General features: G+C 65.3%; 18 protein-coding genes. 4 read left to right on the top strand and 14 right to left on the bottom strand.

Annotation, left to right across the window (positions count from 1 at the left end; translation table 11 throughout):
- Positions 1 to 179: 179 nt before the first annotated feature.
- Together AC5RTE_RS00410 and glnA are read right to left on the bottom strand one after the other, a co-directional pair.
- Positions 180 to 3,191 carry a bifunctional [glutamine synthetase] adenylyltransferase/[glutamine synthetase]-adenylyl-L-tyrosine phosphorylase gene (locus AC5RTE_RS00410; protein WP_494039449.1) on the bottom strand — a complete coding sequence of 1,004 codons (3,012 nt, stop codon included), beginning with the start codon at positions 3,189 to 3,191 and terminating at the stop codon, positions 180 to 182.
- Between the two features lie 9 nt (positions 3,192 to 3,200).
- The gene (gene glnA / locus AC5RTE_RS00405) at positions 3,201 to 4,541 is read right to left on the bottom strand and encodes a type I glutamate--ammonia ligase (RefSeq protein WP_494039448.1); all 1,341 of its coding nucleotides are present in this window, start codon (positions 4,539 to 4,541) and stop codon (positions 3,201 to 3,203) included.
- Between the two features lie 257 nt (positions 4,542 to 4,798).
- On the opposite strand from glnA, the gene panB reads away from it, so the two are divergent.
- Complete coding sequence (gene panB, locus AC5RTE_RS00400) at positions 4,799 to 5,695, top strand: 3-methyl-2-oxobutanoate hydroxymethyltransferase (RefSeq protein WP_494039447.1); 897 nt, start codon at positions 4,799 to 4,801, stop codon at positions 5,693 to 5,695.
- Positions 5,696 to 5,747: 52 nt separating this feature from the next.
- Here the strand turns inward: panB and AC5RTE_RS00395 are convergent, their stop codons facing one another.
- The gene (locus tag AC5RTE_RS00395; RefSeq protein WP_494039446.1) at positions 5,748 to 5,912 is read right to left on the bottom strand and encodes an SPOR domain-containing protein; all 165 of its coding nucleotides are present in this window, start codon (positions 5,910 to 5,912) and stop codon (positions 5,748 to 5,750) included.
- Positions 5,913 to 6,035: 123 nt separating this feature from the next.
- Between AC5RTE_RS00395 and map the strand changes: the two genes are divergently transcribed.
- Positions 6,036 to 6,914, top strand: coding sequence for a type I methionyl aminopeptidase (map, locus tag AC5RTE_RS00390; protein WP_494039445.1), 879 nt, complete (start codon positions 6,036 to 6,038; stop codon positions 6,912 to 6,914).
- Positions 6,915 to 7,036: 122 nt separating this feature from the next.
- Positions 7,037 to 7,840, top strand: coding sequence for a polyphosphate--glucose phosphotransferase (gene ppgK / locus AC5RTE_RS00385; RefSeq protein WP_494039444.1), 804 nt, complete (start codon positions 7,037 to 7,039; stop codon positions 7,838 to 7,840).
- A gap of 147 nt (positions 7,841 to 7,987) precedes the next feature.
- Here the strand turns inward: ppgK and nrdR are convergent, their stop codons facing one another.
- From nrdR to AC5RTE_RS00370, 3 genes are all read right to left on the bottom strand, one after another.
- Positions 7,988 to 8,479 (bottom strand): transcriptional regulator NrdR, encoded by a 492-nt coding sequence (gene nrdR / locus AC5RTE_RS00380; protein ID WP_494039443.1) that lies wholly within the window; start codon positions 8,477 to 8,479, stop codon positions 7,988 to 7,990.
- A 185-nt stretch (positions 8,480 to 8,664) separates the two neighbouring features.
- A complete protein-coding gene (gene hisD, locus AC5RTE_RS00375) occupies positions 8,665 to 10,029 on the bottom strand; it encodes a histidinol dehydrogenase (RefSeq protein WP_494039442.1) in 1,365 nt (454 codons plus the stop codon).
- 4 nt (positions 10,030 to 10,033) lie between these two features.
- On the bottom strand, positions 10,034 to 10,585 hold the full coding sequence (locus tag AC5RTE_RS00370) for a hypothetical protein (RefSeq protein ID WP_494039441.1): 552 nt from the start codon (positions 10,583 to 10,585) through the stop codon (positions 10,034 to 10,036).
- Positions 10,586 to 10,713: 128 nt separating this feature from the next.
- Here AC5RTE_RS00370 and AC5RTE_RS00365 point away from each other — a divergent pair, with 128 nt between their 5' ends.
- Positions 10,714 to 11,214, top strand: coding sequence for a flavin reductase family protein (locus AC5RTE_RS00365; RefSeq protein WP_494039440.1), 501 nt, complete (start codon positions 10,714 to 10,716; stop codon positions 11,212 to 11,214).
- Positions 11,215 to 11,325: 111 nt separating this feature from the next.
- Here AC5RTE_RS00365 and dnaE read toward each other — a convergent pair whose 3' ends face one another.
- From dnaE to AC5RTE_RS00325, 8 genes are all read right to left on the bottom strand, one after another.
- Positions 11,326 to 14,883, bottom strand: coding sequence for a DNA polymerase III subunit alpha (dnaE, locus tag AC5RTE_RS00360; protein ID WP_494039439.1), 3,558 nt, complete (start codon positions 14,881 to 14,883; stop codon positions 11,326 to 11,328).
- Between the two features lie 36 nt (positions 14,884 to 14,919).
- Positions 14,920 to 15,846, bottom strand: coding sequence for an RluA family pseudouridine synthase (locus AC5RTE_RS00355; protein ID WP_494039438.1), 927 nt, complete (start codon positions 15,844 to 15,846; stop codon positions 14,920 to 14,922).
- On the bottom strand, positions 15,839 to 16,411 hold the full coding sequence (gene lspA / locus AC5RTE_RS00350) for a signal peptidase II (RefSeq protein ID WP_494039437.1): 573 nt from the start codon (positions 16,409 to 16,411) through the stop codon (positions 15,839 to 15,841). The genes AC5RTE_RS00355 and lspA overlap by 8 nt, the downstream gene beginning before the upstream one ends.
- Before the next feature lie 92 nt (positions 16,412 to 16,503).
- Complete coding sequence (locus tag AC5RTE_RS00345) at positions 16,504 to 17,193, bottom strand: DivIVA domain-containing protein (protein ID WP_494039436.1); 690 nt, start codon at positions 17,191 to 17,193, stop codon at positions 16,504 to 16,506.
- 178 nt (positions 17,194 to 17,371) lie between these two features.
- Positions 17,372 to 17,659 carry a YggT family protein gene (locus AC5RTE_RS00340; protein WP_050055518.1) on the bottom strand — a complete coding sequence of 96 codons (288 nt, stop codon included), beginning with the start codon at positions 17,657 to 17,659 and terminating at the stop codon, positions 17,372 to 17,374.
- Between the two features lie 124 nt (positions 17,660 to 17,783).
- Positions 17,784 to 18,314, bottom strand: a complete 531-nt coding sequence (locus tag AC5RTE_RS00335) for a cell division protein SepF (RefSeq protein WP_494039435.1) — start codon at positions 18,312 to 18,314, stop codon at positions 17,784 to 17,786.
- A gap of 89 nt (positions 18,315 to 18,403) precedes the next feature.
- Entirely contained in the window at positions 18,404 to 19,141 is a 738-nt protein-coding gene (locus AC5RTE_RS00330; RefSeq protein ID WP_494039434.1) for a YggS family pyridoxal phosphate-dependent enzyme, read from the bottom strand.
- Positions 19,134 to 19,823 (bottom strand): purine nucleoside phosphorylase YfiH/LACC1 family protein, encoded by a 690-nt coding sequence (locus AC5RTE_RS00325; protein ID WP_494039433.1) that lies wholly within the window; start codon positions 19,821 to 19,823, stop codon positions 19,134 to 19,136. The genes AC5RTE_RS00330 and AC5RTE_RS00325 overlap by 8 nt, the downstream gene beginning before the upstream one ends.
- Positions 19,824 to 19,826 lie beyond the last annotated feature (3 nt).

Below are 19,826 nucleotides of genomic sequence, written 5' to 3'. Positions count from 1 at the left end.
AGGACGGCGCCCCGGCGTGCGGACTGGAGGAAAAGGCCGGGGCCGCGGAGAAGTCCGCGCAGCGCCCCGGACCCTTGACGGGGAGGTTGACGCGGATATGGGTGGTCATGGGCTCAAGCTAGCACCGGGCCCCTGGCACGTGCCAGCCGCCCGCCGGGGACAACGGCGCGAACGCCACGCTAATGGCCGTAAAAAACCCGTTCAAAAACGGCTCTGGCACGGCGGCTGACCCGAAGGTAGTCCTCTTCCAGGACCGCGGCCTGGCCGGGCTCGTAGCCGCACCAGCGCGCCACCGCTTCCAGGTCGCGCCGCGAAGACGGAAGCAGGTCCGAGGCCTTGCCGTTCCAGATGACGTTGGCGGACCTGATCCGGCTGGCCAGGCGCCAGCCCGACGCCAGCAGGTCGGCGTCGTCCCTGGCCAGCAGACCGGCTTCGGTTGCGGCTTGGAGGGCTTCAATGGTGGAGGTGGTCCGCAGCTCCGGGTGTTTGCCGGCGTGCTGGAGCTGCAGAAGCTGGACCAGCCACTCCACGTCGCTAAGCCCGCCGCGGCCGAGCTTAAGATGCCGTGCAGGGTCCGCGCCGCGGGGCAGGCGTTCAGATTCCACCCTTGCCTTGATCCGCCTGATTTCCCGAACGTCCTGCCCCGAGACCGACTCCGGATACCGGATGGGGTTGATGAGTTCCAGGAAGTCCGCGGCCAGGGCGTCGTCACCGGCCATCGGCCGGGCGCGCAGCAGCGCCTGCGCCTCCCAGATGAGCGACCAGCGCCGGTAGTACTCAGCGAAGGAATCAAGGGAGCGCACCATCGCTCCGTTTTTACCCTCCGGGCGCAGGTCGGCGTCCACCTGCAGCACCCGTTCGGCCATGATCGCCGGTTTCAGGGGCTGGGTCAGGAGGCTGGAAACCTTGGTTACGATCCGTGTTGCCTGCTCCTGCGCCTCCGCCTCGGAGAAGCCCGGCAACGCCCGGTGGACGTACATGACGTCAGCGTCAGACCCGTAACCGATCTCGCGCCCGCCCTGCCGGCCCATGGCAACCACCAGGACAGCGGTCTTCAACGGACCTTTGGCGGATACAACGCCTTCGGCAACGCGCAGGGCGCCCAGTACCGCCGCCCGGTCAGTGTCCGCCAGTGCCGCTCCCACCTGATCCTGGTTCAGCAGCCCGGCAGAATCGGCGATCGCGATCCGGAGAGTCTCCCGCCGCCTGATCAAGCGAATCAGACGCATGGCGCTCTCCGGGTCAGCATGCCTGGACATCTTGGAGGTAATTTCCTGCCATTGGGCCTCGAAGCTGACCGGGACGAGGTCCTTGTCATGGCCAAGCCACGCCACCGATTCGGGAGACACTTCCAGCAGGTCCGCGATCAGCCGCGAATTGGAAAGCACATGGCACAGCCGCTCAGCAGCCGCCTTGGAGTCACGGAGCATCCCCAGATACCAATGGGTGGTTCCCAAAGCCTCGCTGACCCGGCGAAAGGCGAGCAGGCCGCCGTCGGGATCCACTCCTTCAGCAAGCCAGTCGAGCAGGATGGGCAGCAGCTGGCGCTGCAGCGCTGCGCGGCGGCTGACGCCGGCGGTAAGAGCCTCCATGTGGCGCATAGCGCCCTTCGGGTCCCGGTAACCGAGGGCGGCGAGCCGGCCCTGCGCTGCTTCCGGGGTAAGCCTGGCGTCCTCGCTGCTGAGTTTCGCGGCGGTGTTGAGCAGGGGCCGGTAGAAGATCCGCTCGTGAAGCTCACGTACTGAGCGCTTGGTCTTCTGCCACGCGGCCAGCAGGGCGTCCGGGTGCGGGCGTTCATTGGAAAACGGCCCCAGCACGGCCTTGGCCAGCGCGCGCAGCGCGGGCTCTCCCACCGGCATCAGGTGTGTCCTGCGCAGCTGGAAGAGCTGGATGCGGTGCTCCAGCAGCCGCAGGTACCGGTACGCGTTGTCGAAGGCGGCAGCATCGGTGCGCCCAATGTAACCGCCAGCGGAAAGTGCCGCGATGGCGGAGGTGGTGTCCCGACGCCGCAGGGATTCGTCGGACTTGCCATGGACCAGCTGGAGCAGCTGGACCGTAAACTCAACGTCCCGGAGTCCGCCGCGGCCCAGCTTGATTTGCCGTTGTTCCTCCGCCTGCGGAATATGCTCCGTGACCCGCCGGCGCATGGCCTGCACGGACTCAACGAACCCGTCGCGGCCGGCTGAGCTCCAGATCAGCGGCGCAATGGCGTCCTCGTACTGTTGGCCAAGGGCAGCATCGCCGGCGATGGTGCGGGCCTTCAGCAGCGCCTGGAACTCCCAGCTTTCGGCCCACCGCTCGTAATAGGACCGGTGTGAAGCCAGGGTGCGCACCAGCGGCCCCGACTTCCCCTCGGGCCGGAGGTTTGCGTCCACTTCCCACAGCCCGGGTTCCCGGGCCACGGAGGAAATTGCCCGCGATATGCCGCTGGCCAGGGCCGTGCCGATGGTGCTGGCCTGCGCATCCTCCAGGCTGCCGGCATCCACTACGTAGATCACGTCGACGTCGGAGATGTAGTTCAGCTCCCGGGCCCCGCATTTGCCCATGCCGATGACCGCCAGGCCAATCTCGGCCACCTGCGGGCCGCTGAACTGGCCGGCAGCCTCCGCGCGCGAGACAGCGAGTGCGGCCTCCACCGCTGCGCCGGCAAGGTCTGCCAGTTCCCCGCCCGCCAAGGGAAGGAAGTCCAGCGGATCGGCAGCGCAAAGATCCTTCACCGCAAGGTCCACCAGTCCCCTGCGGTACGCGGTCCGGAGAGCTGCGTAGGCTTCCACGCCGGTGACAGCGGCAACGGGCCGGGCGGCACGCGGATCAGCGCCTACGGACGCAAGGAGTTCCGCGCGCAACTTCGCCGGATCCGCCTGCAGCGGCTCGGGGCTGGGCCGGACCTTGAAGGCGTCGAGGTGTTCCGGATGGCGGATGAGGAACTCCCCCAGTGCCTCCGAAGCACCCAGCACGCGGTAGAGCGGTTCACTCGTTTCCGGATCTGCTCCGGCCAGCTCCCGAAGGTCCGGATGCTTTTCGATCAGCCGCACCACGGACTGCAGGGCGGTGTCCGGGCTGGCCGCCATCTGCAGCCCCGCAAAGAGGCGGTCCTCATCCAGTCCTTCGAGCTCACGGGCAGCGAGGAACCGCTCGGCCTTCTCCAGATCACTGAAGCCGGCCGAGATCAGTCGCCGCGCGAGGCTCACCGCCACCTCCTAGAGGATGGCCAGGTTGCGCTGCAGCTCGTAGGGCGTCACCTGGAGCCGGTAGTCCTGCCACTCGGCCCGCTTGTTGCGCAGGAAGTGTTCGAAGACCTGCTCGCCCAGGATCTGCGGCAGGAGTTCGGACTCCTCCATGGTGCGGATGGCGTCATGCAGGCTGGCGGGAAGGGGATCATGCCCCATCGCGCGGCGCTCGGCCGAGCTGAGCGACCAAACGTCGTCCTCGGCGGCCGCAGGCAGGTCGTAACCGCCTTCGATGCCCTTCAGGCCGGCCCCAAGGAGGACCGCGTAGGCAAGGTAGGGGTTGGCTGCGGAATCGATCCCGCGGTACTCGATCCGCGCGGACTGGCCCTTGCCCGGCTTGTAAAGGGGAACCCGGACCAGGGCGGAGCGGTTGTTGTGCCCCCAGCTCAGGTAGCTGGGGGCTTCGCCGCCGCCCCACAGCCGCTTGTAGGAGTTGACGAACTGGTTTGTCACGGCAGTGAATTCAGGTGCGTGCTTGAGGATGCCGGCAATGAACTGGCGGGCGGTCTTGGACAGCTGGAATTCCGCGCCGGCCTCGTAAAAAGCGTTCGTGTCACCCTCGAACAGGGAGAAGTGGGTGTGCATGCCGGATCCCGGGTGCGCGGTGAAGGGCTTGGGCATGAAGGTGGCGTACGTCCCCTGCTGGAGCGCCACTTCCTTGATGATGGTCCGGAACGTCATGATGTTGTCCGCCGTTTGGAGGGCATCCGCGTAGCGCAGGTCGATTTCGTTCTGCCCGGGTCCTGCCTCGTGATGGCTGAACTCCACGGAGATACCCACGGATTCGAGCATGGTCACGGCCGTGCGGCGGAAATCCTGGGCCACGCCACCGGGAACGTGGTCAAAGTAGCCGCCTTCGTCAACGGGCACCGGCGCGCCGTCCGGCCCCGGTTCCTGGGACTTGAGGAGGTAAAACTCGATCTCGGGATGCGTGTAGCAGGTGAACCCCATGTCGGCCGCCTTGGCGAGGGTGCGCTTGAGGACGTTGCGGGGATCTGCCGTGGAGGGTTCGCCGTCCGGCGTGAGGATGTCGCAGAACATCCGGGAGGTCTGCTCGGTCTCGCCGCGCCACGGCAGGATCTGGAAGGTGGACGGATCCGGCTGCGCGAGCATGTCGGACTCAAACACGCGGGCGAGGCCTTCAATGGCTGAACCATCAAAACCGAGGCCTTCTTCGAAAGCGCCTTCCACTTCCGCGGGCGCCAGAGCCACGGACTTGAGTGAACCCACGACGTCGGTGAACCACAGACGCACGAAACGTACGTCGCGCTCTTCGATTGTGCGCAGGACAAACTCTTGCTGGCGGTCCATTAGTGGCCTCTTCTCCGGTCAACGTCCATGCCCCGGTCGCAGAAAGCCGGCAGCAGTTCACAATCACTGTACTAAGCAATTGACGCCGGTGCTGGAGCCTGCCGGCCGCGTAACACAGCGTTAACACGAAGGGCGGGGAATCGCGACGCCGGCGGCCGCGGACCGGACCGCCGCCAATCTTCCCCTATGGCGTGAATCACCGCTGAGGTTGACGCTGCCGGTGGCTAGGACCGCGGGTGTCGCACTACGCTCATGCCATGGCCTCAAGCAACAGTTCCGACCAAAGCATGTCCGCCGACGTCCCCGCCCCCTATGGCAGCGGTCCCGGCCAGGGCGTCCCGCCGGCCCCGGAACGGAAGCCGGCCAAAGTGCGGATCCACCACCTCCAGCAGGCCAAGAACGAGGGCACGAAGTTTGCGATGCTCACAGCCTATGAGCAGTACACGGCCGAAATCTTCGACGCCGCCGGCATCGAGGTGCTCCTGGTGGGCGACTCCGCGTCGAACAATGTCTTCGGCAATGAGACCAGCCTTCCGGTCACCGTCGATGAACTGCTGCCCCTGTGCCGGGCAGTGGCGCGATCTGCCAGGCGGGCCCTTATTGTGGCCGACCTGCCGTTCGGAAGCTACGAAGTTTCCCCCGAGCAGGCCGTTGCCGCCGGCGTCCGGTTCCTGAAGGAGGGCCTGGCGCACGCCGTCAAGATCGAGGGCGGGAAGTACTACGCGCCCACAGTCCGGGCCATGGTGCAGGCAGGCATTCCCGTGATGGCTCACATCGGCTTCACACCGCAAAGTGAACACGCGCTGGGCGGCTACCGTGTCCAGGGCCGCGGCGACGACGCCCAGCGCCTGATCGACGACGCCGTTGCCCTGGCCGAAGCCGGCGCCTTCAGCGTGCTGATGGAGATGGTGCCGGCGGAGACTGCGGCAGCTGTGGACAGAGCCGTCACCGTTCCCACTGTGGGCATCGGCGCCGGCAAGGAAACCACGGGTCAGGTGCTGGTCTGGCAGGACATGGCCGGACTGCGCGGCGGCCGGATGGCCAAGTTCGTCAAGCAGTACGCGGACCTGCGCAATACGCTCCTGGACGCAGCCGCCTCTTACGGGGAGGATGTCAGGTCCGGCCAGTTCCCCGGGCCCGAGCACTCCTTCTAGCCCAAGGGTCCGGCAGGCAGGCCGGCGGCGCTGGCCTGCCTGCCGCCGGCCTTCAGTCGTCGTCGTCCTTTTCCCAGGCTTCATTGCGGGCGCGGACCTTCTCCAGGGCGTGTTCCGCTTCCTCCCTGGTTTTATAGGGCCCGATCAGCTGGCTCCAGTCGGAGAGCCGGTCCTCCTCGACCTCGTGGGTTTTGATGTTGTACCAGTACTCAGTCATCCCTTGTTCCCCGTTCCCGCAGGCAGGGAAGCTGCGGCGTGACGCGCGTAACTTAAACCACTGCGCGCGGCAGACGCGGCTCCCGGTTGTTAGGCCTTCTGTGGTGCCTTATATGATCAATCTATGCCTTCCCTTGCCTCGACTGCACCCATCGGCACCCTCACCCCGGGAACCGTCAGCCCGCAGCGTCCCGTACCGGCGTCCATCGCCCGCCCCGAGTATGTCGGCAAGCCGGCACCGGCGAAGTTCACCGGTTCCGAGGTCAAGTCCGCTGAAACCATCGAGAAGATCCGCGTCGCCGCCAAAATCGCCGCGCAGGCCATCGTGGAGGTGGGTAAGCACATTGAGCCGGGCGTCACCACCGACCAGCTGGACAAGGTGGGCCACGAATTTCTCCTTGACCATCACGCGTATCCTTCCACCCTGGGGTACCGCGGGTTCCCCAAGTCGTTGTGCTCGTCCCTGAACGAGGTCATCTGCCACGGCATCCCGGACACCACGGTGGTCAACGACGGTGACATCCTCAATATCGACATCACGGCCTTCATCGACGGCGTCCATGGCGACACCAATTACACCTTCCTCGTCGGAGATGTTGACGAGGAGTCCCGCCTGCTGGTGGAGCGGACGCAGGAATCCCTGAACCGGGCCATCAAGGCCGTTGCCCCGGGCCGGGAGATCAATGTGATCGGCCGCGCCATCCAGTCGTACGCCAAGCGCTTCGGCTACGGTGTGGTCCGGGATTTCACCGGACACGGCGTAGGTGAAGCCTTCCACACCGGGCTCATCATCCCGCATTACGATGCCGCCCCCGCCTACAGCACGGTCATGGAGCCCGGGATGGTGTTCACTATCGAACCGATGCTGACCCTGGGCACCGTGGAGTGGGACATGTGGGCCGATGACTGGACTGTTGTCACCCGGGACCGCAAGCGCACTGCCCAGTTTGAGCACACCCTCCTGGTCACCGAGTCCGGCGCGGAGATCCTTACCCTGCCCTGACCCGTGCCGTCCAGCGGTACCGGCCCGGCACCTGCCATCGGCAGGCCGCCGGCCAAGCAACACCCCGGGGCCGGCTGCCGGCCGCCCCTTCCCTGCCCGCCCCTGCCACGAACGGAAACCCATTGGCCAAGAAGGACGAAAAGTCGCACAAGAACGCCCCGCTGATCGGCATCGACATCGGAGGCACGGGAATCAAGGGCGGCATCGTCGACCTCAAAAAAGGCAAACTGCTGGGTGAACGGTTCCGCGTTCCCACTCCGCAGCCTGCCACCCCCGAAGCGGTTGCCGAAGCAGTGGCCCTGGTGGTCTCCGAACTCTCGGCCCGCCCCGAAGCCCCTGCTGCCGGTTCCCCGGTAGGGGTCACCTTCCCCGGCATCATCCAGCACGGTGTGGTCCACTCCGCCGCGAACGTGGACAAAAGCTGGCTCAACACGGACATCGACGGCCTCCTGACGGCGCGCCTGGGCCGTCCGGTGGAGGTCATCAACGACGCCGACGCTGCCGGGCTTGCTGAGGCCCGGTACGGTGCGGGCGCGGGCGTTGCCGGCACCGTCCTGGTAATCACCCTCGGAACCGGCATCGGTTCAGCCTTCATCTTCAACGGCCAACTCGTACCCAACGCCGAACTGGGCCACCTGGAAATTGACGGCCATGACGCCGAAACCAAGGCCTCCGCCGTGGCCCGCGAGAGGGACGGCCTGACATGGGACGAGTACAGCGTCCTGCTGCAGCGTTACTTCTCCCACGTCGAGTTCCTGTTCTCTCCCGAACTGTTTATCGTTGGCGGCGGCATCTCCAAGCGTGCGGATGAGTATCTGCCCAACCTCAAGCTGCGCACGCCAATCGTGCCGGCAGTCCTGCGGAATGAGGCCGGCATCGTGGGCGCTGCCATCGAAATCGCACTGAAGCATAAGCTCGCGAAGTAGCGGGGGCGCCTCAGCCGGTCCGGGATGGGGCGGCTTGGCGGCCACCGGTGCCGGCGGGGGCACCGGTGCCCCCATCGCCAGGCGCCTTGAGCGCGGGCGTGGTGCCGGTGGTGGCTGCGGCTTCCCCTCCAGTGCCACCACCGGAGCTTATAAGGGGCTCTTTTCGGAGCTTTTGGCGCCGTTCGCGCCCTCTGCAGCTTCCTGGCGGAGCAGGGCAATGGCGGTTTCGAAGTCCTCGAGGGATTCGAACGCCTGGTAGACACTCGCGAAGCGAAGGTAGGCCACCTTGTCCAGCTTCTGCAGGGGGCCGAGGATAACGAGTCCCACCTCGTGGGCGTCAATTTCCGCGGCGCCGGAGGAGCGGATCTGCTCTTCGACCTCCTGGGCGAGCAGCGCGAGGTCGTCCTCGCTCACCGGGCGCCCCTGGCAGGCTTTGCGGACACCGTTGATGACCTTGCTGCGGCTGAAGGGCTCCCCTACGCCGGAACGCTTGATCACGGACAAGCTGGTGGTTTCCACCGTGGTGAAGCGGCGTCCGCACTCGGGGCACTGGCGGCGCCGGCGGATGGCCGAGCCGTCGTCCGCCATGCGGCTGTCAACTACCCGGGAATCGGGATTGCGGCAGAACGGACAGTACATGGCGTCCCTTCTTTCGCTGGCTCTTCTTCGCTTGGTGGACGGTTGCTTGTCCAAGCCGCAGGCAAGGCAAGGCTCTGCCCGCAGCGACTTCAGTTTACGTCCGGCACGGAGCTAATCACAACCCTGTAATTACTACATGTTGTGGTGGGCACTACTACATGACGGTGCCTGCCGGCTCTGCGCGCTCAGGAGAAGCGGGCGGTAACTGCCTTGCCGTGGGCCGGAAGGTCTTCCGCGCCGGAGAGGCTGACAATGTGGCCGCTTACTTCCGCCAGCGCCTCCCGGCTGTAGTTCACCACCTGGATGGCCCGCAGGAAGGTTGTGACGTTCAGGCCTGACGAGAAAGCAGCTGTACCGCTGGTGGGCAGTACGTGGTTGGAGCCGGCGCAGTAGTCCCCGAGGCTCACGGGGCTGAAATCACCAACAAAGATGGCACCCGCGTTACGGATCCTGGCGGCCACTGCCGCGGCATCGCGGGTCATGATCTCCAGGTGCTCGGCCGCGTAGGCGTCACAGGCAGCGATGCCCTGTTCCAGGCCGTCTACCAGGACCACCCCGGATTGCGGGCCGGACAGCGCTTCCCGGACCCGGGCGGAGTGCTTGGTGGCCGTCGCCTGCCGGTCCAGCTCCACCCGGACGGCGGCGGCAAGGTCCTCCGACTCTGTGATCAGCACTGAGGCTGCCTTGGGGTCGTGTTCGGCCTGGCTGATCAGGTCCGCGGCAACCAGGGCAGGCTTCGCCGTGGAGTCCGCCAGGATGGCAATCTCGGTGGTCCCGGCTTCGGAGTCGATGCCCACCGCCCCCTTCACCAGACGCTTGGCCGTCGCAACGAAGATGTTGCCCGGGCCGGTCACTACATCCACCGGTTCCAGTGCCGGGCCGGCCTCCGCTGCGGTCACTCCATAGGCGAAGGCTGCGATGGCCTGGGCACCGCCGATGGCGTACACCTCGGTGATGCCCAGCAGGGCGGCGGCGGCAAGAATGGTGGGATGCGGCAGGCCGCCGAACTCCTTTTGCGGAGGCGACGCCAGAGCTATCGACTCCACCCCGGCGGCGAGGGCCGGAACAACGTTCATGATCACGGAGGACGGGTAGACGGCCAGTCCCCCGGGCACGTAGAGACCCACGCGAGCCACCGGTACCCAGTTCTGGCTCACCAGCGCGCCGTCGCCAAGCTGGACTTCCACGTCGCGGGGACGCTGGCCGTCCGCGAACCGCCGTGCCCTGCTGATGGATTCCTCCAGCGCCCGCCGGACGGCGGGGTCGAGCTGCTGCAGCGCCTCCGCGAGGGCCTCCCGCGGGACCAGCGGGTGCTCTTGCGCCACTCCGTCGAAGCGAAGGGCGAGCTCTCCGAGTGCCTCGAAGCCCCGCCGGCGTACAGCAGAGATGATGTCAAGGACCTTCTCTTCGGCGTCGACCATGGTCTGGCCCTGCGCGCGCGGCACGGCGGCGCGAAGTTCCGCGAGGGTCAGGTTCCGGCCGCGAAGATCAACAGTGCGGAAGTTCACAGTGGCGGCGGGGGTGGCGGGAAAGCCCGAAGAAATGGTCACCGCACTATTTTACGGGCCCGAAGGCAACGTGCCGCGTCCGCCCGGCCCGGCCCTCGTCCTTCCCTCCGCTGTCCTTCTGTCCGAGGAGGTGCATCAGCTCCAGCACAAAGACGGATACGGCAGTCGCAGCGGGCCACAGCAGCAGCACGGGCAGGGAGCGCAACGAAAACGCGATGCTCGCGTTGGCCGAGGCATCCACCGCGGGCCCCCACAGCAGGGCTGAGAGCAGGCCCGCCTGCCAGGCAAGGACAGCGCCGCAGAAAGCCCCGGCCAGCCCCATCAGCAGGGCGGCCTGCGGATCCTGGCGCTTTTTGTCCGCCACAAACACGGCCAGCAGGCACCCGGCAAAGACGAGGATCGCGGCCAGCGTGAGGTCCCTCGGCAACCAGACCAGCGGATTGGTTCCGGCCGCCAGGCCGGGATCCCGGGTGATCAGGTTCAGGCCGCCGGGAGCCAGGAGCCACCAGAGGATTCCCGCGGGCACTCCCGCCGCTGCCGGGACCGCGAGCATGGCCCAGGGCAGTCGCGTACGTGTGCGGCGGGTTGGTTTCGTCATGCAACAAACCTTAACAAATGTTCCGCCGGGGCAACGGCCGGACGTGGGGCTTCAACTGATTCCCTGCCTGGCCAACCGGCCCATAGGCTTAGAGGAGAACATGCATCCACCCACGATCAGGAGTTCCCGTGACCGCAAATGACGTGCCGTTCGAGCGGACGTTCAGGGAGATGTTCCGCCGCCATGCCGCGGGTGTTGCCATCATCACGGTCAATTACCAGGACAGCCCGTTCGGATTTACCGCCACTTCCGTAGCATCGCTGTCAGCGCAGCCACCCCGTTTCACCTTCAACATGGCCCGCAGTTCCCGGTCCTGGCCCGCCGTGGCGAACACCACCTACCTCGGCGTCCACATGCTGGGGCTGGAGAACCTGCAACTCGCTGACAGGTTCGCAGGGGCCGGCAACCGGTTTGAAGGCGACCACTGGGACGTCGGGCCGCACGGTGTACCCGTACTGAAGGACGTGGCCGGCTGGCTGATCGGCGAGGTGCAGATGCGCCTTTCCTTCGAGAACAACGCAGTTGTAGTGGTTCAGGTGGTGGACGGCCAGGTAGGCGGGGACGGGTTGCCCCTTCTTTACCACGGGGGCGCCTACAGCCAGCCCGCACCCCTCGACTACGAGATTTAGAAGGCCCACCCTGCCGCCCCGTCTGGCCAGTCAGGGCTGGCGCCCCGGCCTGGCGTAAAGACGTCACCCGACGACGGCGGAAAGTTTCCGCCGTCGTCCGGCCGGCGTCGGTCAGGCGTCCAGGCAGGCGGGGCCGAGCAGTACCTTCAGGTCACCAAAAAGGGACGGGCTCGGGTTCACGCGGAGGTGGACCGGCAGGCCCATGATTTCAGTCCGGGTGTCGCCCTGCAGGTGCAGGCGCACTTCGGAGTTCCCGCGGTGCGTCCGGAGCACATCGCCCAATTCAGTGACCACTGCTTCCGTGGCTTTGTGGGTGGGCATAGTGATCACCAGCGGTCCGTTCAGCCCTTCGCTCAGGTCCGGCACCGACAATTCCATGCAGTTAAGGGTGATGGCGCCGTCGTCCCGCTTCTGCAGGCGGCCCTTGACCACCACGATCAGGTCCTCTGCGAGCACCGAGGCGATGGGTCCGTAAACCTGGCCGAAGAACATCACTTCCATGGAACCGCCGAGGTCCTCGACCTCTGCCCGGGCGTAGGCGTTGCCGCTGGCCTTCGCGATGCGCCTGCTGAGCGAGGTGATCATGCCGGCGATGGTGATGATGGCGCCGTCCTGCGGCCCGTCCTCGCCCAGTACGGACGTGATGGTCATTTCGGCGTGCTGGCTCAGCACCCCTTCGAGGCCCTGCAGCGGGTGGTCCGAGACATAAAGTCCCAGCATGTCCCGCTCAAAGGAAAGCTTGTCCTTTTTCTCCCACTCCGGCAGGTCTGGAATCTCGATGCTGAGCGATGACTCCGATTCGGCTTCCTCGAAGCCGGCGAAGAGGTCGAACTGGCCGATCGCTTCATTCCGTTTAAGCGTGATGACCGAATCGATGGCCTCTTCATGGATCATGGCCAGGGCGCGGCGGTGATGGCCCAGGGAGTCGAAGGCACCGGACTTGATCAGCGATTCAATGGTCCGCTTGTTGCAGACCACCGCGGGCACCTTCATCAGGTAGTCCTTGAAGGACGTGTAGGCGCCCTCACTCTCGCGGGCAGCCACCATGGCTTCCACCACATTAACGCCGACGTTGCGGATGGCCCCCATGCCAAAGCGGATGTCGTTGCCGACCGGAGTGAAGTTCAAAGCCGACTCGTTGACGTCCGGCGGGAGCACGGTGATACCCATGCGCCGGCATTCATTGAGGTAGATGGCGGACTTGTCCTTGTCATCGCCCACGGACGTGAGCAACGCGGCCATGTACTCCGGGGCGTAATGGGCCTTGAGGTACGCGGTCCAGTAGGAGATCACTCCATATGCCGCTGAGTGGGCCTTGTTGAACGCGTAGTCGGAGAAGGGCAGCAGGATGTCCCAGAGGGTCTTCACGGCCTCCATGGAGTAGCCGTTGTCCTGCATGCCCTGGGAAAAACCGGCGAACTGCTTGTCCAGCTCGGATTTTTTCTTTTTGCCCATGGCGCGCCGGAGGATGTCTGCCTGTCCCAGCGAGTAACCGGCGAGCTTCTGGGCCACGGCCATCACCTGCTCCTGGTACACAATCAGGCCGTAGGTTCCGCCCAGGATCTCCGCGAGCGGTTCCTTCAGTTCGGGGTGGATGGGGATGACTTCCTGGATCCCGTTCTTGCGCAGCGCGTAGTCCGTGTGGGCGTTGGCACCCATCGGCCCCGGCCGGTACAGGGCGAGCACTGCCGAGATGTCTTCGAAGTTGTCAGGCTTCATCAGCTTGAGCAGGGAGCGCATCGGCCCGCCGTCGAGCTGGAACACGCCCAGGGTGTCACCGCGGGCCAGCAATTCGTAGGACGGGGCGTCGTCGAGTTCCAAGGACTCCAGGTCCAGGTCGATGCCGCGGTTCATCTTGATGTTTTCCAGGGCGTCGGAAATGATCGTGAGGTTCCGCAGACCCAGGAAGTCCATCTTGATCAGGCCCAGGCCCTCGCAGGTGGGGTAATCGAACTGCGTGATCACCTGGCCGTCCTGGATGCGGCGCATGATGGGGATGACGTCGATGATCGGGTCCGAGGACATGATTACACCGGCGGCGTGGACGCCCCACTGCCGCTTCAGCCCCTCGATGCCCAGCGCGGTCTCGAACACCTTGGCCGCTTCGGGGTCCGTGCTGACCAGTTGCCGGAAGTCACCGGCTTCGCCGTAGCGCTTGGCTTCCGGGTTCTGGATATCGGCCAACGGAATGTCCTTGGCCATCACAGCCGGGGGCAGTGCCTTGGTCAGCTGCTCGCCCATGCTGAAGGGGTACCCCAGCACGCGTGAGGAGTCCTTGAGGGCCTGCTTCGTTTTGATGGTTCCGTAAGTGACGATCATGGCCACGCGCTCATCGCCGTACTTGCGGGTCACGTAGTCGATGACTTCAGAGCGGCGCCGGTCATCGAAGTCGACGTCGAAGTCAGGCATGGAGACGCGGTCCGGGTTCAGGAACCGCTCGAAGATGAGTCCGTGGCGCAGCGGGTCAAGGTCGGTGATGCGCATGGCGTAGGCCACCATGGACCCCGCACCGGAACCACGTCCGGGACCCACGCGGATGCCGTTGTTCTTGGCCCAGTTGATGAAGTCCGCCACCACCAGGAAGTAGCCGGGGAACCCCATGGAAGTAATGACGCCAAGCTCGTAGTCGGCCTGCGCGCGCACTTCGTCCGGAACGCCGCCGGGATAGCGGTACTCCAGGCCCTTGGCCACTTCCTTGACCAGCCAGGAGGTCTCGTCCTCCCCCGGCGGGCAGGGGAACCGCGGCATGTAATTGGCGCCGGTGTTGAAGGAAACCTCGCACCGTTCGGCGATGAGGAGGGTGTTGTCGCAGGCCTCCGGGTGGTCCCGGAACAGCTCCCTCATCTCCTGCGGCGACTTCAGGTAGTAACCGCTGCCGGAGAAGGCGAAGCGGGAACCGCCGTTGTCGTACGTGGGTTCCAGGAGGGTGGAACCGGACTGGATGGCCAGCAGCGCCTCGTGGGCTTTGGCGTCGTGCTCGTGCGTGTAGTGGAGGTCATTGGTGGCGACGAGGGGAAGGTTCAGGTCCTTGGCCAGGCGGAGCAGGTCACCGGTGACGCGGCGTTCAATGTCCAGGCCATGGTCCATCAGTTCGCAGAAGTAGTTCTCGGCACCGAAGATGTCGCGGAACTCGGAGGCCGCTTCCAGCGCTTCGCGGTATTGGCCCAGCCGCAGGCGGGTCTGCACTTCCCCTGACGGGCAGCCCGTGGTGGCAATGAGCCCTTCGGAGTAGGTGTTGAGCAGCTCACGGTCCAGGCGTGGCCACTTGCCGAATACGGCGTCCAGCGAGGCGATGGAGGACGCCCGGAACAGGTTCCGCATGCCTGCGTTGTTGTAGCTGAGCAAGGTCATGTGGGTGTAGGAGCCACCGCCGGAGATGTCGTCCTTGCGCTGGTGCTCCTCGCCCCAGCGCACACGGCTTTTGTCGCCGCGGGCCGTTCCGGGCGTCACGTAGGCCTCGACGCCGATGATCGGCTTGATCCCCTTGTCCGTGGCCTTCTTCCAAAAGTCGAAAGCACCGAAGAGGTAGCCGTGGTCCGTGGTGGCGATGGCGGGCATGCCCAGCCGTTCGGTTTCGTCGAACAGCTCGCCGAGCCTTGCGGCACCGTCCAGCATTGAATACTCGGTGTGGTTGTGGAGATGGACAAACGAGTCGTTGCTGGAAGTCACCGGACTATTCTATGCGCCGGGCACCCCTGCCGCAGGTCAGGCCCGCCCGGACTCCAGCACTTCGAGGGCAAACGCAAGGTCCTGCGGGTAGTCACTGATGACCCGGACGGGATCTCCCGTCACCGGGTGTTCGAAGCCGAGCTCGCGGGCGTGCAGCCACTGCCGGGTCAGGCCGAGCGTGGCAGCGAGGCGGGGGTCAGCGCCGTAGGTGAGGTCACCGGCGCACGGATGGCGCAGGGCCGAGAAATGCACGCGGATCTGGTGGGTGCGGCCGGTCTCCAGGTGCACTTCCACCAAACTGGCCTTGCCGAACGCTTCCACCACTTCGTAGTGGGTGACCGAAGGGCGGCCGTCCTCGATGACTGCGAACCGCCAGTCATGCCCCGGGTGGCGGCCGATCGGTGCGTCGATGGTGCCGGTCAGCGGGTCGGGCAGGCCCTGGACCACTGCGTGGTAAACCTTGTCCACGGTGCGTTCCTTGAATGCCCGCTTCAGGGCAGTGTAGGCGCGTTCAGATTTGGCCACCACCATCGCTCCCGAGGTTCCGACGTCGAGCCGGTGGACAATTCCTGCCCGCTCCGGCGAGCCGGAGGTGGAGATGCGGTACCCGGCGCCGGCCAAACCGCCCACAACGGTGGGACCCACCCAGCCCGGAGAGGGATGGGCGGCAACACCAACGGGTTTGTCCACAACGACGAAATCGTCGTCGTCCAGCAGGATCTTCAGGCCTTCCACAACTTCCTCCACGACTTCCAGGGGGTCACGCCGTTCCGGCAGGCTCACCTGAAGGACGTCTCCGGCTACCAGCTTTGCTGACTTTCCCAGCGCTTTGCCTTTGCTGAGGACGTTGCCTTCAGCGATAAGGGTGGCCGCAAGTGAGCGCGAGATGCCCATCAGTGCAGCAAGGCCGGCGTCGGCGCGGGAACCGGCATACTCTTCTGCGACGACGATGCGTTCAGGCATCGCCGGGCTTTTCCTTGTGGCCGGACGTCAGCCGGGTTCCGTCCAGGGAGATTCCGCGCAGTGTCAGGATGCAGATGATGGTGACGGCCGAGACGACAGCGGAGTCGGCGATGTTGAAGATCGCGAAATTCGGCAGCTGGATGAAGTCGACCACGTGGCCCATGCCGAAGGACGGCTCCCGGAAAAGCCTGTCGGTGAGGTTGCCCAGGGCGCCGCCGAGCAGCAGTCCGAGGGCGAGCGACCACCATTTCGAGCCCAGCTTGCGGACCTGGAACAGGATGGCCACAGCAACCGCGGCCATGATGATGGAGAACACCCACGTGACATTTTCTCCGATGGAAAACGCAGCCCCGGAGTTCCGGATGAAGTACCAGTGCAGCAGCGGCGGAAAGACCGGAATCCGCTCGCCTTCCACCATGGTGGAAGTAACCCAGATTTTAGTCAGCTGGTCCAGGACATAGGCGAAAGCTGCGACTCCCACAAAGAGGGACAGCAGTACGGCCTTCCGGGGGCGCTGCGAAGGCGGTACGGGGCGGGCGGGGTCGGCGGCGAGTTCGTCAGTCATGGTGCTTTCATCTAAGAAACCTGGTTCAATGCCAAAAAGCCGGTGGCCGAGGAATCTCCAGCCACCGGCTTTCAGAATACGTGCTTGCCGGACTAGTTGGCTTCGCTGACTTCCGGCGTAGCCACTGAACCGCGGGCGTCCAGGTCGCGGAGCTGGCCTTCGATGTAGGCCTTCAGGCGTGAACGGTAGTCGCGTTCAAACCCGCGCAGCTGCTCAACCTTGCGCTCCAGCACGGAACGCTGCTGTTCGAGGGCACCCAGGATCTTGCGGGACTTCTCCTGGGCATCGTTGACGAGGCTGCTGGCTTCGATCTGCGCTTCGGCGATGATCTTGTCCTTCTGCGCCTGTCCGTCTGCAACGTGGCGGTCATGCATCTGCTGGGCCATGGCCAGCAGGCCGGCGGCGGACTCGGCTGAAGCGGTGGAGGCGACCGGAGCGGCGGCGACGGGAGCGGCAGCCACCGGAGCAGCCGGCTGGATGTCCTTCTTCTTGCGCTCTTCGGCGGCCTTGGCTTCGGCTTCAGCCTTCTCGCGCGCTTCGTCCTTGTCGGACTTGACGGGTGCGGGGACCTTCTCCACAACGGGGGCGGCGGCGGAGCTGGCCGGAACGCTCGATCCGGCTTCGGAGAGCTTCTTGCGAAGTTCGTCGTTTTCCTGGTTCAGGCGGCGGAGTTCAACAACGATCTCGTCCAGGAAGTCATCAACTTCATCCTGGTCGTAGCCTTCGCGGAACTTGGTCGGCTGAAAGCGCTTGTTGACAACGTCTTCTGGCGTCAAAGCCATCTGGTCACCTCACTGGTCTGGTTAGTCAGTAGGCCTTCCGGCCGTCAAAACTACGGTACCTAAAGTTGGACTGGTTCCTCTAATTCAACACTGCGGTGTCAAACGCGAGTTTTCTTCGCATTGCATGGGTGGTTCCCGCGGGTTCCATCCGGGTGCGCTGCTGGGTCTATCGGGTGGATCAGGCGAGGCCTCTGGTGATCCCCATGGCAATACTGACGCCGATGAAAAGGACCAGGAAGCCCAGGTCCAGGGAGATGCCGCCAAGGCGCAACGGCGGGATCAGCCGGCGCAATCCGTTGAGCGGCGGGTCCGTGATGGAGTAGACGGCATGGGCAACCACCAGGGCTGCTCCGCGTGGGCGCCACTCCCGTGCGAACATCTGGACCCAGTCGAATACCAGGCGGATGATCAAGGCCACAAAGAACAGCAATAGCGCGAGATAGACAAGCCCGAAAACAATTCCCATGACTTAATTCATATCTCCATGTCCATAGTGGTGGTTACTGCGACGCCCGGCCGATGCTTCTTGTCTATTTCAGCACAGATGCCAGGCAGGTGTGTCCCTGCCTGGCATCGCTCAGGTGGTCCGGCTAGCTTTGGTTGAAGAAGCTGGCCTGGGTCTCGCTGACTTTTTTGTCATCGCCAATGACCTCGACGTACGAGGGCGAGAGCAGGAACACCTTGTTGGTGACCCGTTCGATGCTCCCGCGCAGCCCGAAGACCAGGCCGGCAGAGAAATCCACCAGGCGCTTGGCGTCGGCCTCGCCCATGTCCGTCACATTCATGATGACCGGGATTCCATCCCGGAAGCTTTCGCCGATGAGCTTGGCATCGTTGTACGAGCGCGGATGGATGGTGGTGATCTGGCGGAGACCGCTGGTCTCCTCGCGGCTCGAGGCCGCGCGCTTGATGGGGGTCACTGGGGCGCGGTATTCCTCTTCGGGGGTGTAGGACGTCTCGCGGCTGACCTCACGGACGGGTGCAGGTGCACGGCGATCCTCGCGGTCAGCTTCCATCGTTTCGTCCTCATCCTTACGTGTGGTCTGTTGCTCGGACTCGTAGTGTTCATCGCCGTCGGCGAGCCCAAGATAGATCATTGTCTTGCGCAGAGCGCCGGCCATGGTCGACTCCTAATCGTGTCCGTAAGCGGGCCGCCCAATGGCTTGACAGCACTGGAGTCCCCCGCCCATCACTTCCAATAGCCCCGACGCTACCCCACGGGGGGACGCGATCCGAGAATATCGGAGCCGATTCGCAGGTGTGTCGCTCCGAACCGGATGGCTGCTTCCAGGTCCTGGCTCATGCCTGCCGAAATGCCCGTGGCCTCGGGATACTCCGCCACCACTCCGGCTGAGACGGCGGCAAGCTTTTCGAAGGCGGGCTCCGGCGGGGCACCCAACGGAGCCACCGCCATCACCCCGGCAAGTTTGAGGCTGCCCGCTGCCGCTATCCGTTCGGCCAGCATCCCGACGTCGCCGGGGGCCGCGCCGCCCCGGTGGGTTCCGGCGTCGTCCTCCAGGCTGACCTGGATGAAGCACTCCAGCGCCGCCCGTCCGGCCGTGTCCTGCTGGGCCTGCGCTGACTTGGCCAGCGCCTCGACAAGCTGCGGCCGGTCCACGGAGTGCACGGCGGCGGCGTACCGGACCACTGACTTGGCCTTTTTGGTCTGCACCTGGCCCACAAAGTGCCAGGCCAATCCGCAGTCGGCGAGCTGTTCCGCCTTGGCGGCCGCTTCCTGGTCACGGTTTTCGCCCACGTCGGTAACACCAAGCGCAGCGAGCCGTCTGATGTCCTCCGCCGGGTGGAACTTGGTGACCACGATCAGGGTGGGGAGGTTGCCTCCGCGGCCCGCCGAAGCTGCTGCGGCAGTGATGCGGCCTCGGACCGCATTGAGCCGGCTTTTCAGCTCCTCGAGGCGGGGGTCCGCCCCTGCTCCGCCATCAGTCATGGCACCACACCACGCCTGCGAAGCGCCCGGTGTTCCTGTTCCGGCGGTAGGAAAAAAGCGACTGTGTCTCAAGGGTGCATGGTCCGTTGTACTCCACGCCTACGCCCAGCTGCTCCAGCTGGCTCCGGGCACCGGCGGGCAAATCCAGCCCGGGAGTGTCCCAGGAGGTTGTGCTCCGCGCCGCAGGCACAACCGCTGCCACCTCGGCCTGCATCCCGGCAGGCACCTCATAGCAGTTCCCGCAAATTGACGGCCCGAGCCAGGCGCGGATGCCGAAGGCGCCAAGGGATTCCATCCGCCCCACAGCGGCCGGAATCACCCCGCTGGCAAGGCCGGGCCGGCCCGCGTGCACAGCGGCGAGGACCGGCCCTTCCGCTGACTCCCCTGCCAGCAGGACAGGAATACAGTCGGCAACCATGACTGCCAGCGGAAGCCGGCGCGAAACCATCGCGTCCGCTTCTGGCGCCGCACTTCCTTGAGCCATGACCGCCACGGTGCTGCCGTGGACCTGGTTCATGAAGCGCAGGTCGTGCGGAGCGAGGCCGATGGAACGTTCAAGGTCCCGCCGGCGCCTGCCCACTTCTGCGGGATCGTCGCCCACGTGCAGTGCGAGGTTACCCGCAGCAGCGTCGGTGAAGCCTACGGACACTCCAGGCCGGACTTCGGCACGCCAGTGGAACAATCC

Source organism: Arthrobacter sp. K41 (genome assembly GCF_059089645.1).
This window is presented reverse-complemented; position numbering and strand designations above follow the sequence as displayed.